Raw genomic sequence first — 14551 nt, forward strand, 5'->3', positions numbered from 1 at the left:
CCGGTGGGAAGACCGTTCATGATGTTACGGAAGATATCTGCAGACAAGTAGAAGGAAAACCAACAAAGTCGTGGATGATGGGAATGGCTATTTCCCTTGCCACGCTAGGTATTGGTACTTACGCAGTTTTCATGTTGTTATGGGATGGTATCGGTGTTTGGGGATTAAATAAAACAGTAGGATGGGCCTGGGATATCACCAACTTCGTATGGTGGGTTGGTATCGGTCACGCAGGAACGCTTATTTCAGCAATTCTTTTACTTTTCAGACAAAAATGGAGAATGTCCATTAACCGTGCTGCCGAGGCGATGACCATCTTCGCCGTAATTTGTGCCGCATGTTTCCCAGGTCTGCACATGGGTAGGCTTTGGGTAGGTTTTTACTGGGCATTGCCACTTCCCAATACCTGGGGATCGTTGTGGGTAAACTTCAACTCTCCGCTTTTATGGGACGTGTTCGCGATCAGTACATATTTTACTGTATCACTGGTATTCTGGTACATTGGCCTGATACCTGATTTCGCCTCTATCAGGGACCGGGCTACCAACAAGGTTTCAAAAGCAGTTTACGGAGCACTAAGCTTTGGATGGGATGGAGCAGCTAAAACATGGATGCGTTACGAATCAGTAGCTTTAATACTGGCAGGTTTGGCAACTCCCCTTGTACTTTCGGTTCACACCATTGTATCTTTTGACTTTGCTACCTCAGTAATACCAGGATGGCACACCACAATTTTCCCTCCTTACTTCGTTGCGGGAGCGATCTTTTCCGGGTTTGCTATGGTACTTACGCTAATGATCGTTACGCGTAAAACATTTAAACTGGAAGATTATATTACCATTAATCACATAGAGCTGATGAACATAGTTATCATCATTACCGGCTCTATTGTAGGTATAGCTTATATTACGGAGTTTTTCATTGCATGGTATTCTGGTGTGGATGCGGAGCAATATGCATTCATCAACAGAGCTACAGGTCCTTACTGGTGGGCATACTGGACTATGATGACCTGTAACGTGATTTCTCCTCAGCTTTTCTGGTTCAAGAAAATCAGAACCAACATTGCCGCTACATTTATATTGTCAATTATTGTGAATATAGGGATGTGGTTCGAGCGTTTTGTGATCATCGTTACCTCTCTGCATAGAGATTACCTGCCATCTAGCTGGGCAATGTTCTACCCTACATTCTACGATGTGGGAGTATATCTATTCACCTTCGGTTTATTCTTTACAGCATTCTTGTTATTTGCCAAGTTCTTCCCTGTAATCAACATGGCCGAGGTTAAGAGTATTATCAAGTCATCATCTTTAAAAAGCAATAAGTAAAAATGGAAAGTAATAAAAACTTTGTATTAGGTATTTATGATGATGAGGATGTTCTCTTGAGTGCCGTTACCAAGGTAAGAGAGAGCGGAGTCAAAATTCATGAAGTATATTCACCTTTTCCTGTTCACGGATTGGATGAAGTGTTGGGTTATAAAAGAACAAGGCTCCCTATTGCAGCATTTCTTTTTGGATTATTAGGCACAACATTAGCCTTGACCATGCAGATCTGGATGTTAGGATTTGACTGGCCCATGATTATAGGGGGTAAAAACTTTGCTTCTATTCCGCCGTTCGTCCCGGTTACTTTTGAGTTAACCGTTTTACTTTCAGCTTTAGGTATGGTGGCTACATTTATGATAATTAGTGACCTGAAGCCATACAAAAAGCCAAGATTGATGGACATAAGGATCACGGATGACAAGCACGTGATGGCAATAGATCTTGCAAAGAATTCTTTGACTATCGACCAGATCAAAAGTATAGTAGGAGATAGCGGAGCTAGTGAGGTCAATGATAAAAAATTTGAAGACTAAGAATTTTTACTGAGCATGAATATATATAAACATATAAAATTCGCTTCTCTTTTTGCTATAGGTGCTGCACTTACTGCCTGTGGGGCAGAGGGAGACGATCAGGGATTGGAGTATGCCCCTAACATGTATCACTCTGTTCCTTACGAGCCATTGAAGCAGATTACGGACGAGAGCGCTGGTAATATGACAGAGCTTTTTGATAGTAATGACGATAATCACGGTGAGTACTATAACTCAAACCCTTTGAACCCTTACAGGATGACTATGAGGGTTCCTCCTGCCAACACGGTGCCAAGATCTGATAAAGGATACCTGCCATACAGAATCCCTAAAGATAGCCTGGATCTGGCGGCAAGAACTATGAAAAACCCACTGCCTAAGACTGACGAGGTTTTGGCAGAAGGTCAAATACTATATGGCAGGTTCTGTGATCATTGCCATGGTGGGGCAGGTCAGGCTGACGGCCCTGTTGCAGACAAATATCCCGGTATTGCCAACCTTACAGGTGCTGCATACCAGAATATAACGGAAGGACATATTTTCCATGTGATCACCTGGGGTAAAGGCCTGATGCAGCCTCATGGATCTCAGATACAGCCTGAGGACAGATGGAAGATAGCCAGATATGTTAAAAAACTTCAAAACCAATAATTCGCGGAACACCTGTTCGGTGAGTTAGAAATTGATATAAAGACAATGCCTTGGGCATAAAATATAATTGAAATGACTGAAGAAAGATTTTCGTTTACCTCCGGAGCTAAGAAGACCTTAATGATCACTGGTATCGTTGGATTCGTGCTTTTGATTTTAGGTGTAATTATGAATATGAACTCTGGCCATGGACATGGAGATGCACATGGCGGAGAAGAGCATGCCGCATTACATCAGGTAGCTGATGACCTTGTAGCCAGCGCTGAGGCTCCTCAGGAGCCGGCCGGAGAGCATGCCGCTGAAGAAGCACATGGAGAAGACGGTGGGCATCACGAAACAGCACCCTGGCTAAAAAATATCTACAACAACCTTTGGGTAAACAATGTCTATTTCACAGGACTGGCTATCATTGGATTGTTTTTCGTTGCTATTCAATATGCAGCGCAGGCCGGTTGGTCAGCAGGTATGAAAAGAATACCTCTTGCCATGGCACATTGGTTGCCATATGCTGGTATTTTAATGTTGATTTCGTGGTTTTTTGTGAAATCTGATGTTTTTCACTGGACCCATTCCGATCTCTATCACGGAGATCATGCAGATGAAATCCTTATAGGTAAGAGCGCATTATGGTTCTGGCCACTATCTGCCGGTTCCTTTCCTTTATTCTACATTCTTAGAATGATTGTTTTCTTCGCATTGTGGTACATGTTCTTTATCTGGATCAAAAGGGAAATGCTTGCGGAAGATATCGATGGCGATGTTAAACATTGGTATAAAGCACGAAAGTATTCTGCAATCTTCCTCGTTATATTCGCAGTAAGCTCTTCAGTATCTGCGTGGGATTGGATCATGTCGGTAGACCCTCACTGGTTCAGTACTATGTTCGGATGGTATGTGTTTGCAAGCTGGTGGGTAAACGGTTTGGCAGTGATTACGCTTATCGTGGTAGTGCTTAAGCAAAACGGATACCTGAAAGTAGTAAATTCGAACCACCTGCACGACATTGGTAAGTTTATCTTTGGTTTCAGCATTTTCTGGACCTACATCTGGTTCTCTCAGTTCCTGCTGATCTATTATGCCAACATTCCTGAGGAAACTATCTACTTCATAGAGCGACTGGATTCAAGCCAGTACAAGTGGGTATTCTTCCTTAACCTGCTTTTGAATTTCCTGTTACCTTTCTTATTGTTAATGACAAGGGATGCGAAGAGACACATGTCTTTATTGAAACTGGTATGCCCTATAATTATAGTAGGACACTGGTTTGATTTCTACCTGATGATAACACCTGGTGTGATGCAGGAAAACGGAAGCTTCGGCTTTACTGAAATTGGTATGTTAATGATATTTGGTGTAGCGTTTTTGTTTGTAACACTCTCGAACCTGGCAAAGGCTCCGTTATATGCGAAGAATCACCCTATGCTGGAGGAAAGTTTACATCACCATATTTAATAGAAACAGAATTAAATTTAAAGATTAATATATAGGGATATGTTCGAAGTGATTATTGCTATAGGTGCCATTCTTCTGGTGGTTATTCTATTGACACTGTTTAGGATAGGCACACTGGTCAATGTAGTAAAGGGTACAGACAAGAAAGTTGTTAGCGCCAGTAACAAGGTTAACGCAGCATTGATGATCGTGTTTATGCTGGCAGGGTTTGGTTTCTTTTTCTGGTATTCGTTTACCTATTTTGAAGACTATACCATTCCTGTGGCTTCTGTTCATGGAGCTAACGTAGATACTACTTTTTGGATCACTACAGGCGTAACAGGATTTGTATTTGTTCTTACCAACGTGTTGCTGTTTGTCTTTAGTTTCAAGTATCAGCACAAGGAAGGATCAAGAGCTACATTCTTCCCTGATAACGTAAAACTCGAGATAGCCTGGACAGTTGTTCCTGCCATAGTGTTGGCAACACTGGTATTTACCGGTTTGAGAGCCTGGAATAACATAACTTCCCCGGCATCTGATGATGCAGAGGTAATTGAAGTTTTGGGATATCAGTTTGCCTGGGGTGTAAGATACCCCGGAGTAAAGGATAATCAACTCGGTGATTACGACTACAGATTGATCAATGATAAAGAAGGTAATTTATTCGGTATAGATGTTACCGACGAAAACTCATATGATGACTTCGTTCCTTTGGAAATGCACATCCCGAAAGGCAAGGAAGTATTGCTGAATATCAGGGCACGTGATGTATTACACAGTGTGTTTATCCCTCATTTCAGGTTGAAGATGGATGCCGTTCCCGGTATGCCTACTCACTTCAAGTTTACCGCTACCAAAAGTACTCAGGAAATGAGGTCAGAGCTGGGAGATCCTGAATTCGACTACTTCATAACTTGTACTGAGATTTGTGGTAGAGGTCACTTCTCTATGAAATTGAAAGTTATTGTTGACGAGCCTGAGGATTATGAGGCGTGGAAAGCAGAGCAGCCAACGTGGCTGAAGTTAAATCCGGATTACCTTGATAAGGTACCGGCAGATAAAAGAGAGCTGGCAATTATTAAGGCTGGGATCAATAAAGAAGAATTAGAAGCATCATTATAGAAAGTTAGATATTATGGCAACTGCTGATATACACATTACTGAAGAAACTCATCATGATGGTCATGAGCATGATCACGATCATCATGGCAACTTTTGGACAACTTATATTTTCAGTACCGACCATAAAATGATCGCCAAGCAATTCCTGATTACAGGGATTTTCTGGGCGCTTATTGGAGGTGCATTGTCTGTTATTTTCAGGTTGCAGTTAGGTTTTCCTGAGGCGCAGCTTGAATGGTTAAGGCCAATATTAGGTGGATGGATCACCCCTGAGGGTAAACTGGATCCGGAATTCTACCTGGCGTTGGTGACTATGCACGGTACCATCATGGTATTCTTCGTGCTTACTGCTGGTTTGAGTGGTACATTTGCCAACTTCCTCATTCCATTGCAGATCGGTGCACGTGATATGGCTTCGGGCTTTATGAATATGCTTTCTTACTGGTTCTTCTTTGCTTCCAGTGTTATCATGTTCATATCACTTTTTATCGAAACAGGACCTGCTTCAGGAGGTTGGGTGATTTACCCGCCACTTAGTGCATTACCACAGGCAGTAAACGGTTCAGGTCTTGGTATGACCTTATGGCTGGTGGCTATGGCGCTGTTCATCGTGTCATCGTTGCTTGGTGGTATTAATTATATCGCTACAGTGATTAACCTGAGAACAAAAGGTATGTCATTTGCGAAATTACCGCTTACCATCTGGGCATTGTTCTTAACTGCTGTTATCGGTTTGCTTTCATTCCCCGTACTATTCGCAGCAGCTTTATTATTGATCTTCGACAGAAGCTTTGGTACAAGTTTCTACCTTTCAGATATCTATATCAATGGAGAGGCACTTCCGAATCAGGGAGGTAGCCCTATTCTGTTCCAGCACTTATTCTGGTTCTTAGGACACCCTGAGGTATATATCGTATTGTTACCGGCATTAGGTATTACTTCCGAGGTAATTGCCACCAATTCACGCAAGCCGATCTTCGGTTATAAAGCGATGGTAGGATCAATCCTTTTCATTGCCATCCTGTCATTCGTAGTATGGGCACACCACATGTTCGTGTCTGGAATGAACCCATTCCTTGGTTCAGTGTTTATGTTATTGACATTGATTATTGCGGTGCCTTCTGCTGTAAAAGTGTTTAACTACCTTACAACCCTCTGGAGAGGTAACATCAGGTTCACACCTGCTATGCTGTTCTCTATAGGTCTTGTATCATTCTTTATTTCAGGAGGTCTTACAGGTATCCATCTGGGTAACTCTGCTATCGATATTCAGTTGCACGATACGTACTTTGTTGTGGCTCACTTCCACCTGGTAATGGGTAGTGCTTCATTCTTCGGTATGCTGGCCGGTATTTATCACTGGTTCCCTAAAATGTTTGGCCGTATGATGGATGCCAAGTTAGGTTACATCCACTTCTGGTTGACATTCGTTGGAGTTTACCTGGTATTCTTCCCTATGCACTACATTGGTATAGCAGGATACCCAAGAAGATATTATTCATTTACTAACTACGATGTATTCAACTCATTCTCTGACTTGAATATGCTGGTTAGTATTGCCGCTATCATTACTTTGGCTGCGCAGTTTATATTCCTGTTCAACTTCTTCTACAGTATGTACAGAGGTAGAAAAGCTTCCGCTAACCCCTGGCAGTCTAACACCCTGGAGTGGACCACACCAGTGGAGCCAGGTCATGGTAACTGGCCTGGAGAGATCCCTACGGTTTACAGATGGCCATATGATTATAGCAAGCCAGGTGCAAAAGAGGATTATATCCCTCAGCACATACCTTTTTCTATGACTCCTGAATCAAATCTTCCTCATGAGAATGATATGATCAAATTAGAAGGAGATGAGGCGAAGGTGGTAGTGAATGAAAAAAAGTAACATAGAGACCGGCAGGCTATTCTCGAGGTTTAGCCTGCTGACTCTTATTGCTGTATATTTATTAATACTGGTAGGTGGGATTGTAAGGAGTACCGGCTCAGGAATGGGCTGTCCTGACTGGCCAAAGTGCTTTGGCAATTGGGTGCCACCCACAGACATTAGTCAACTGCCGGAGAACTACAAAGAGATTTACTCTCAGAAGAGAGAAAAAAAGAACGAGCGTTTTGCTGAGTATCTTTCAGCGCTGGGGCTTGATGAAACGGCTCATAAATTACTCAATGACGAGTCAATTTTAGTAGAAGCCGACTTCAACAAACAGAAAACCTGGATTGAATACATCAACAGGCTGCTGGGAGTACTGATAGGGTTACTGATCCTGGGGACATTCGTTTTATCGATAAGATTCTTGAAAACTGACAAAACCATATTCTTTGTTGCTTTAGCCACCTTGTTGTTGGTCATTTTTCAGGGATGGATCGGATCCATCGTAGTATCAACAAACCTGGTACCCTGGACAATTACCCTGCACATGTTTCTGGCACTGGTTATTGTCGCTTTACTGGTGTTCCTGGTTCACAGGACAAGATATTCAGGAGGAGTTTCCATGTGTTTTCGAAACAGGACGATGTTTCTGGTTGTTCTTGTGGCATGCATGATTACCTCCCTCGTTCAGGTTGCATTAGGTACACAGGTGCGGGAAGCAATCGATGTGATTGCAGCACAGTATAATTACACCAGCAGGGACTTATGGATAGAGGGTATAGGAACGGCATTTTTGGTGCACCGGTCATTTAGCTGGGTTATATTATTACTGCATGCGGTTTTGATATACCTGCTTTATAAAACCAAAACCAGTTCATCATTGACCATAGGACTGGTGGCAGTAGTATTACTTACCATTGCAACCGGTGTTGTTATGGGGTATTTCAGCATACCGGCGTTTATGCAACCGGTTCATTTATTGCTGGGAACGTTGGTCTTCGGCCTTCAGTTTTTACTATTTTTGCGAGTGAGTGGAGTAAAAGGAAAATTGGCATTCTAGTATTATGATATTAAACGACACCTACGGACTTTCGATTACAGCCAGGCTTAGGGCTTACTTTGAGCTTGTAAAGTTCCGCTTGTCTTTTCTTGTAGCTTTTTCATGTGGGTTTGGGTATGTGCTGGGTTCAAGCGGAACGATGGACTGGGTACATTTCGGAATGCTCTGCCTCGGTGGGTTCCTGGTTTCAGGAGCTTCTATCACCATTAATCAGATCATTGAAAAGGATCTCGACAAATTAATGACCAGAACGATGAACAGACCTCTGCCTACCGGCCGGGTATCTGTAGGAGAAGCAGCCGTATTTGCGTTTGCATGTGCAGCAGTCGGTTTAACCATCCTCATGGTTTATACCAATATGCTAACCACCCTGTTGTCCTTGTTGTCTATGATCCTGTATAGCTTTGTTTACACACCACTGAAAAGGGTAGGGCCTATTGCAGTATTTGTAGGTGCTATACCCGGAGCATTGCCACCCCTTTTGGGATGGACTGCCGCTACAGGGGCTATCACTTACGAAGCCTTGATCATCTTTGGTATTCAATTCATCTGGCAGTTCCCTCATTTTTGGGCTATAGCCTGGGTGGCAGATGAAGATTATAAAAAAGCAGGTTTCAAGCTTTTGCCCTCAGGCGGAGCAAAAGACCTGAATACTGCTATTCAAATTATGATTTACACCCTGTTCCTGCTTCCGTTGGGGCTACTGCCTGCGAAGTTTGGGATTACAGGTATTGATTCTGCAATTGTTGTAACCATTTGCGGTGTTTTGTTCCTGAGCCAGACCTTTGCCTTGATGAAAAACGGCAACAGAAAGTCTGCAATGAGAATTATGTTCGGATCGTTTTTGTATCTGCCTATTGTGCAGATCGCCTATTTGTTGGATAAAGTGTAAGAAGAATGGAGATGACATCAGAATTGAAATTAGTAGAAGATCCTAAGAAACCATTATCAATGAACCCAAAGAAATTTGCTCTTTGGCTGTTCATGGTTACTGTAGTGATGATTTTTGCTGCCCTTACCAGTGGCTACATTGTAAGACAGGCTGAGGGCAATTGGGTAATGTTTGAATTACCTTTTGAGATGTGGGTGACCACAGGTATTATTTTGTTAAGTAGTGCTACTATGCATTGGGCTTACCTTGAAGCCAAAAAGGACAATCTGGAAAGGGTTAAACTGGCGATATCAGTTACCACTGTTCTGGGAGTGTTGTTTCTGGTGGGACAGTTCTATGTTTGGGGAGCTCTTGTAGACAGTGAAGTTTATTTAGTAGGAAATCCTTCCGGGTCGTTTTTATATGTATTATCGGGTTTACATGGCTTGCACATTGTGAGTGGTGTTATATTTCTGATAATTGTATTAATTTCAACCTTTAAATATAAAGTACATTCAAAAAGCCTTAACCAGATTCAAATGTGTACAACGTATTGGCACTTTCTGGATGCACTTTGGATTTATTTATTTGTTTTTTTATTGTTGAATCATTAATTAGAGATTTAAAGAATCATTTATGTCAACTACCGCACATACAATTGATGACCCAAAGAGAAGTATTTGGGACGGTGGGCAGTCACCTTTGAAGGCGAGCTATGGAAAACTCATGATGTGGTTTTTCTTGCTTTCAGATGCTTTTACATTTTCTGCTTTATTAATCACTTATGGATTGGTCAGATCTGCACACCCTGCATATGATGGGGCCGCAGATGCTTTCACATTCTCCAATAACTATTGGCCTATCCCTGAAAAGGTATTCGAAGCGGTACCTTTCCTTCATGGCATGAGCCTTCCATTGGTGTTTGTGGGTATCATGACCTTCATACTCATCATGAGTAGTGTTACCATGGTACTTGCGGTAGAAGCAGGACATAGAATGGATAGAAAGAATGTTGAAAAATGGATGCTTTGGACCATCATCGGTGGTCTGGTTTTCCTTGGATGCCAGGCTTGGGAATGGTCACACTTTATCCATGGTACTGATGGAGGTACAGTAATGAAATTCCTCGTTAATGGCGAGTGGATTGAGAAAACCATCTTCGGTGCAAATCTGGCTGTTAACCAGTACGGACCACCTGATTTTGCTGCGTTCTTCTTCTTTATTACCGGCTTTCACGGTACTCACGTATTCAGTGGTGTGGTATTGAACTTTATTATTTATTACAATACAGTTACAGGAGTTTATGAGAGAAGAGGCCATTATGAGATGGTGGAGAAAGTAGGGCTTTACTGGCACTTTGTAGACCTTGTATGGGTATTCGTATTTACATTCTTTTACCTGGTTTAAGACTTTAAAATATTTAAGATATGCACGCTGAAGAAACAACACACGTTCAGGTACAAGCGCCTGATAAAGCCAAGATCAGAAAAATATGGGTTACGGCCGGTATCCTGGCTGTTATAACAGCCCTGGAATTCCTAGTGGCCTTTACCATACCATTGGAAATGGAAGTAACAAGGATCACTATTTTCGTAGGCATGACTATCGTGAAGGCTTTCTACATTGTAGGAGAGTTCATGCACCTCAAATACGAAGTAAAAGTATTGATCTGGTCTATCCTGATACCTATGATATTCATCGTATGGATGCTCGTGGCATTCGTCTACGAAGGGATGTCTATTTTTGATGACCGTTACCTAAATTAATGAGGATAAAATAAACTGATAGAATAAGGCTAGGGTACGTAACTTTAGCCTTATTTTATATATAGACGTTGTGAATAAGACTATAAAAATCGTTTTTCTGATAGTGATGCTGGCCGTACCGCTGGCCATCTTTATTTTCCTCAGGATGTTTGGGGAAAACCGTTTCGATATACCCGTTTACTATACCCATGGTGTAGACAAGTCCTACCCCGGCTGCAGCTATCCGGAAGGCCAGTATTTGGTGGCGGACAGTCTTACCAGCGGACATACATCACTTTTTATGTTTTTTAAGAATGATGCTTCTTACAATGCCAGTGAACTTAATAATCAGCTTAATAGATTAACGGAATTGTATGGCGCAAATACACCGAAAGTGACTATTTTTGCGTCAGATTCTTTACCCGGGACAAGGTTGAGTATTAACCATCTGCCCGAGCAGACCATTCGTAATGTGATGGCGTGTGGGTTTGTTACAGAAACCCATAACCAGTTTATACTGGTAGACGAAGAGGGACGGATCAGAGGGTATTATGATACCGATCTGGGGGAAATGGATAGACTTGTAGTTGAAATTAAGATATTGTTGGAAAATGGAGCTCGTAAATAAAGAGTTGAAGTACAAAAAGCTTATCATTGGTCTGTCTGTAGCCATACCATTGGCGGTGGCAGTACTGTTTGGCGTTAAAATAGAAGGGTACGATTTCACCTTTTTACCACCTATTTATGCCACAATCAATGGTGTAACCGCAGTACTGCTTATTGCAGCTTTGGCAGCTATCAAAAAGGGTAAAATCAAACTGCATGAGAACCTTATGAAAGCGTGCATAGCTTTATCTGCGTCATTTCTGGTGATGTATGTGCTCTACCACATGACCAGTGAGTCTACACCATATGGAGGAGAAGGAGCTATCCGCTATGTCTACTTTTTTATTTTGATCTCCCATATTTTACTTTCCATAGCTGTTATCCCATTGGTGTTGTTCAGCTTTGTAAGGGCACTTTCAAATCAGTTTGATAAGCATAGAAAGCTCGCCAGGGTCACCTTTCCCATATGGTTATATGTAGCCATAACCGGTGTTGTGATCTATATTATGATCAGCCCTTATTATGTACATTAGACTAGAACCAAACAAGAAAAGGCTTTGTTTACTAAAACGATGAAGGCATTGGCTAAAATATTAATACTGATTTTCGCTTTCCTTATGGTAGGAGGTGGCGAACTGCTGGCACAATGTGCCATGTGCAGGGCTACGGTTGAAAATAACCTGAGCAACGGAGATATTGGGATAGGTGCCGGCCTTAACTTTGGCATCCTCTATTTATTTGTAATGCCCTATCTGGCTATAGGTGTAGTTGGGTTTTTATGGTATAGAAAAAGTAAACTTCAAGCAAAACATGAACAAAGCAGGCGCAATTATCAGTGGTAAATGCCCCAGGTGTCATCAGGGGGATATTTTCAAAACATCAGCTTTTAACCTTCTTGCCTTTTATAAAATGAATCCGCAATGCTCCGAGTGTGGCTTACACTATGAAAGAGAACCCGGGTTTTTCTTTGGCGCCATGTACATCAGCTATGCCTTCTCAGTAGCCATCTTTGTCGCCGTTGGAGTGGCCTTGTCCTTTTTGGGCGATTTCTCATTAGAGATCTATCTGCTGGCCATTATTGGTGTTATAGCCTTATTATTACCATTTTTATTCAGGTACTCACGCATTCTTTTCCTATACCTTTTTGGTGGGGTGGATTATGAGCCGGCTTATAAGAAAAAGGTAAGTGAAGTAGGGTGAAAAGATGCGATGACGTTATCGACTCGTTAGGTATATTTTGAAGAAACCAAGCGAGGAGATTGACATGCCTGCACCTAAAAGTAATTTGGTATAAATTATAAAACCGGTTCCTCCGAACGTTCCACTTATACCTACAAAAAGAAAGATTGATCCCAGCAGGAGGTATACAAGGGCTCTGTTTAATGCAGCCTTTCTTATTTTGGATTTAACCTGCCTATAATAATCCGTTGATTCTTCTTTAGAAAGGTTGAATTTTTTACAAGCTTTTCTAATGATCAGGCTTTTGAAGTTTAATTGAAGCAATTCTGAGGCAAAAAAACTTTCTATTTCGTCTGTGTCTATTTGAGTCATTTTTGAGCTGTGGATCTGTAATGTTGATTATATAAGATGTTCTCTACAATTTCAAGAGATCTTTGTTAATCATGATTGGCTTTATTTAAAAATATGCATCTGATCAATCTCCTAAGATAGCTGAAATGTTGTATTTCGCAGCTATTATAAGTCATTCTCTTTTTATAAATTGTCGCCATGACTTTACAGCTTAAACAGCCCCGGTTCAATTGGAAACTGTGGGTGATTGTATTGCCTGCTGCTACCATATGGTATTATTCAATGTGGACGAGCTATTTTAAAAAAGATATTGCATATACCTGGGTGGCTATTCTTATTTATTTGGTGGTATTTGCACTATTCTTTCAGAAAATCATCAAAATGGAGGGAAGAGCACAGGCAGATATACACAATGGTTTGCTGGTGATTGAATTTAGCCTTTTGGGGCTTAGTGTAAGAGATACTTACGAAATAGATCAAATAACAAAGTTAAGAGTGACTGACAGAGGCAATAGGAGATTTGAGTTGGGCTTTAATTATGGAATTGAGGAAGACTACATCATTCTGGGGAGAGGGCACTCTGAAAAACATGCAGAGACTTTATACGAGACCCTTAAACTCCGTCTAACAGATAGCGACAATAATAATGAGAATTTATGAAAGCACTTAAAAACCTGTTTCGCAAAAAAGAAAAACCAACCATATCGTATCAGGACTTTTGGTATTGGTTTGAGATCAATGAAGAAAGGTTTTATAACGTACTACAGCAAGGTAAAAACATTGAAAAAGGCTTTTTTAAAGAGCTATCTTCTAAATTGGGAGAGTTAAAAGATGGGTATTACTTCCTGGCCGGAATGTACAACGATCACACCGCCGAACTTATTCTAACTGCTGATGGTGATGTTAGCAACATCATATTTGTAGAAGAGCTTGTTGATACCGCTCCGGAAATTTCCCGGTGGAAATTTACTGCTTTAAAACCGGCAATGGATATCAAAGATGTCAATATTGAAATGGCAGACATTAAATTTAATACAGGGAATATTAACTTCTACGCCAACGAAAGCCCCGATTACCCAGATGAAATCAATATAACCATTGTACATGACGACTTTAGAGAAGATAACAGGGACATAATAGCTAATGGAGTATATATATTTCTTGACAACTACCTCGGCGAGCTAAATTTTGTAACCTCGATTGATAAACTGGATTTTGCAACTCAACAGAACATCAAAGGAGAATTGGTGCCGGTTGATAAGTTAAAGGATTATCTGAACTGGAGGCAAAAGGAGTTTATAGAAAAGTATGAGGGTACAAGATATAACACCGAAAAAGATAGTTACTCAGCCATGGAGGGCCGTCGTGAAAATGGTAATCCGGTACTGGCTATTATTAATGCCGATTTGCTGCGATGGGAGAACAAAGCTTCACACCGCTGGATATTGAATATAGTTATGTCATTCAAGGCTGAGAATAACGGTATGCCTGATGCGGATACCTATGATCTTCTGAATGAAATAGAGGAGGAAGTTATGGGGGAGCTTAAAGATTTTGATGGCTATTTAAACCTGGGGCGCCAAACTGCCGAAGGGCAACGGGATATTTTCTTTGCCTGTAAGGATTTTCGTAAACCCTCCAAAGTATTACCACAGATACAAACAAAGTACGGGAATGAGTTAGGAATTGATTTTACTATATTTAAAGATAAGTACTGGCAAGTAATGGAGGGTTACCGTTGATCAGACACGGTAGACAATGAGTGTAGAAGCCACATTTGTTGAAACCCTACCCATCA

At 41.4% G+C, this 14551-nt stretch carries 18 protein-coding genes; 17 read left to right on the top strand and 1 reads right to left on the bottom strand.

Annotated features, from left to right (window positions below):
- The 15 genes from nrfD to E1163_RS21175 all read left to right on the top strand — a co-directional run.
- On the top strand, positions 1-1331 hold a 1331-nt coding region (nrfD, locus tag E1163_RS21105), incomplete at its 5' end, for an NrfD/PsrC family molybdoenzyme membrane anchor subunit (RefSeq protein ID WP_155174451.1).
- 2 nt (positions 1332-1333) lie between these two features.
- Positions 1334-1864 carry a DUF3341 domain-containing protein gene (locus E1163_RS21110; RefSeq protein ID WP_155174452.1) on the top strand — a complete coding sequence of 177 codons (531 nt, stop codon included), beginning with the start codon at positions 1334-1336 and terminating at the stop codon, positions 1862-1864.
- A gap of 15 nt (positions 1865-1879) precedes the next feature.
- The gene (locus E1163_RS21115) at positions 1880-2515 is read left to right on the top strand and encodes a c-type cytochrome (protein ID WP_155174453.1); all 636 of its coding nucleotides are present in this window, start codon (positions 1880-1882) and stop codon (positions 2513-2515) included.
- A 72-nt stretch (positions 2516-2587) separates the two neighbouring features.
- Complete coding sequence (locus tag E1163_RS21120; RefSeq protein ID WP_155174454.1) at positions 2588-3967, top strand: quinol:cytochrome C oxidoreductase; 1380 nt, start codon at positions 2588-2590, stop codon at positions 3965-3967.
- A 39-nt stretch (positions 3968-4006) separates the two neighbouring features.
- Entirely contained in the window at positions 4007-5071 is a 1065-nt protein-coding gene (locus E1163_RS21125; protein ID WP_155174455.1) for a cytochrome c oxidase subunit II, read from the top strand.
- A gap of 13 nt (positions 5072-5084) precedes the next feature.
- Positions 5085-6959: a cytochrome c oxidase subunit I gene (locus E1163_RS21130; RefSeq protein ID WP_155174456.1), complete on the top strand. Its 1875-nt coding sequence runs from the start codon at positions 5085-5087 to the stop codon at positions 6957-6959.
- Positions 6946-8001, top strand: coding sequence for a COX15/CtaA family protein (locus tag E1163_RS21135; protein ID WP_155174457.1), 1056 nt, complete (start codon positions 6946-6948; stop codon positions 7999-8001). The genes E1163_RS21130 and E1163_RS21135 overlap by 14 nt, the downstream gene beginning before the upstream one ends.
- Positions 8002-8005: 4 nt before the next feature.
- Positions 8006-8893 (top strand): heme o synthase, encoded by an 888-nt coding sequence (cyoE, locus tag E1163_RS21140; protein WP_155174458.1) that lies wholly within the window; start codon positions 8006-8008, stop codon positions 8891-8893.
- A gap of 11 nt (positions 8894-8904) precedes the next feature.
- A complete protein-coding gene (locus E1163_RS21145) occupies positions 8905-9486 on the top strand; it encodes a cytochrome c oxidase subunit 3 (RefSeq protein WP_155174480.1) in 582 nt (193 codons plus the stop codon).
- Positions 9487-9508: 22 nt separating this feature from the next.
- A complete protein-coding gene (locus E1163_RS21150; RefSeq protein ID WP_155174459.1) occupies positions 9509-10279 on the top strand; it encodes a cytochrome c oxidase subunit 3 in 771 nt (256 codons plus the stop codon).
- A 20-nt stretch (positions 10280-10299) separates the two neighbouring features.
- On the top strand, positions 10300-10638 hold the full coding sequence (locus E1163_RS21155) for a cytochrome C oxidase subunit IV family protein (protein WP_155174460.1): 339 nt from the start codon (positions 10300-10302) through the stop codon (positions 10636-10638).
- A gap of 70 nt (positions 10639-10708) precedes the next feature.
- Entirely contained in the window at positions 10709-11245 is a 537-nt protein-coding gene (locus tag E1163_RS21160) for a hypothetical protein (RefSeq protein WP_155174461.1), read from the top strand.
- On the top strand, positions 11229-11756 hold the full coding sequence (locus E1163_RS21165) for a DUF420 domain-containing protein (RefSeq protein WP_155174462.1): 528 nt from the start codon (positions 11229-11231) through the stop codon (positions 11754-11756). Before E1163_RS21160 ends, E1163_RS21165 begins: the two co-directional genes overlap by 17 nt.
- Before the next feature lie 39 nt (positions 11757-11795).
- Positions 11796-12065 (top strand): hypothetical protein, encoded by a 270-nt coding sequence (locus E1163_RS21170; RefSeq protein WP_155174463.1) that lies wholly within the window; start codon positions 11796-11798, stop codon positions 12063-12065.
- Complete coding sequence (locus tag E1163_RS21175) at positions 12034-12423, top strand: DUF983 domain-containing protein (protein WP_246223808.1); 390 nt, start codon at positions 12034-12036, stop codon at positions 12421-12423. The genes E1163_RS21170 and E1163_RS21175 overlap by 32 nt, the downstream gene beginning before the upstream one ends.
- Positions 12424-12438: 15 nt before the next feature.
- Here E1163_RS21175 and E1163_RS21180 read toward each other — a convergent pair whose 3' ends face one another.
- A complete protein-coding gene (locus E1163_RS21180) occupies positions 12439-12774 on the bottom strand; it encodes a hypothetical protein (protein ID WP_155174464.1) in 336 nt (111 codons plus the stop codon).
- A 177-nt stretch (positions 12775-12951) separates the two neighbouring features.
- On the opposite strand from E1163_RS21180, the gene E1163_RS21185 reads away from it, so the two are divergent.
- Together E1163_RS21185 and E1163_RS21190 are read left to right on the top strand one after the other, a co-directional pair.
- Positions 12952-13413, top strand: coding sequence for a hypothetical protein (locus E1163_RS21185; RefSeq protein ID WP_155174465.1), 462 nt, complete (start codon positions 12952-12954; stop codon positions 13411-13413).
- A complete protein-coding gene (locus E1163_RS21190; RefSeq protein WP_155174466.1) occupies positions 13410-14495 on the top strand; it encodes a DUF695 domain-containing protein in 1086 nt (361 codons plus the stop codon). Before E1163_RS21185 ends, E1163_RS21190 begins: the two co-directional genes overlap by 4 nt.
- Positions 14496-14551 lie beyond the last annotated feature (56 nt).

It is taken from the genome of Fulvivirga kasyanovii (assembly GCF_009711405.1).
GTDB lineage: Bacteria > Bacteroidota > Bacteroidia > Cytophagales > Cyclobacteriaceae > Fulvivirga > Fulvivirga kasyanovii.

Bases quoted from the DNA above. Each gene is read 5' to 3' on its own strand.
- E1163_RS21125 (WP_155174455.1), top strand. From the start codon at position 4,007: ATGTTCGAAGTGATTATTGCTATAGGTGCCATTCTTCTGGTGGTTATT.
- E1163_RS21145 (WP_155174480.1), top strand. From the start codon at position 8,905: ATGACATCAGAATTGAAATTAGTAGAAGATCCTAAGAAACCATTATCA.
- E1163_RS21175 (WP_246223808.1), top strand. From the start codon at position 12,034: ATGAACAAAGCAGGCGCAATTATCAGTGGTAAATGCCCCAGGTGTCAT.
- cyoE (WP_155174458.1), top strand. From the start codon at position 8,006: ATGATATTAAACGACACCTACGGACTTTCGATTACAGCCAGGCTTAGG.
- E1163_RS21130 (WP_155174456.1), top strand. From the start codon at position 5,085: ATGGCAACTGCTGATATACACATTACTGAAGAAACTCATCATGATGGT.
- E1163_RS21150 (WP_155174459.1), top strand. From the start codon at position 9,509: ATGTCAACTACCGCACATACAATTGATGACCCAAAGAGAAGTATTTGG.
- E1163_RS21135 (WP_155174457.1), top strand. From the start codon at position 6,946: ATGAAAAAAAGTAACATAGAGACCGGCAGGCTATTCTCGAGGTTTAGC.
- E1163_RS21110 (WP_155174452.1), top strand. From the start codon at position 1,334: ATGGAAAGTAATAAAAACTTTGTATTAGGTATTTATGATGATGAGGAT.
- E1163_RS21115 (WP_155174453.1), top strand. From the start codon at position 1,880: ATGAATATATATAAACATATAAAATTCGCTTCTCTTTTTGCTATAGGT.
- E1163_RS21185 (WP_155174465.1), top strand. From the start codon at position 12,952: ATGACTTTACAGCTTAAACAGCCCCGGTTCAATTGGAAACTGTGGGTG.
- E1163_RS21170 (WP_155174463.1), top strand. From the start codon at position 11,796: ATGAAGGCATTGGCTAAAATATTAATACTGATTTTCGCTTTCCTTATG.
- E1163_RS21190 (WP_155174466.1), top strand. From the start codon at position 13,410: ATGAAAGCACTTAAAAACCTGTTTCGCAAAAAAGAAAAACCAACCATA.
- E1163_RS21180 (WP_155174464.1), bottom strand. From the start codon at position 12,774: ATGACTCAAATAGACACAGACGAAATAGAAAGTTTTTTTGCCTCAGAA.
- E1163_RS21165 (WP_155174462.1), top strand. From the start codon at position 11,229: ATGGAGCTCGTAAATAAAGAGTTGAAGTACAAAAAGCTTATCATTGGT.
- E1163_RS21155 (WP_155174460.1), top strand. From the start codon at position 10,300: ATGCACGCTGAAGAAACAACACACGTTCAGGTACAAGCGCCTGATAAA.
- E1163_RS21120 (WP_155174454.1), top strand. From the start codon at position 2,588: ATGACTGAAGAAAGATTTTCGTTTACCTCCGGAGCTAAGAAGACCTTA.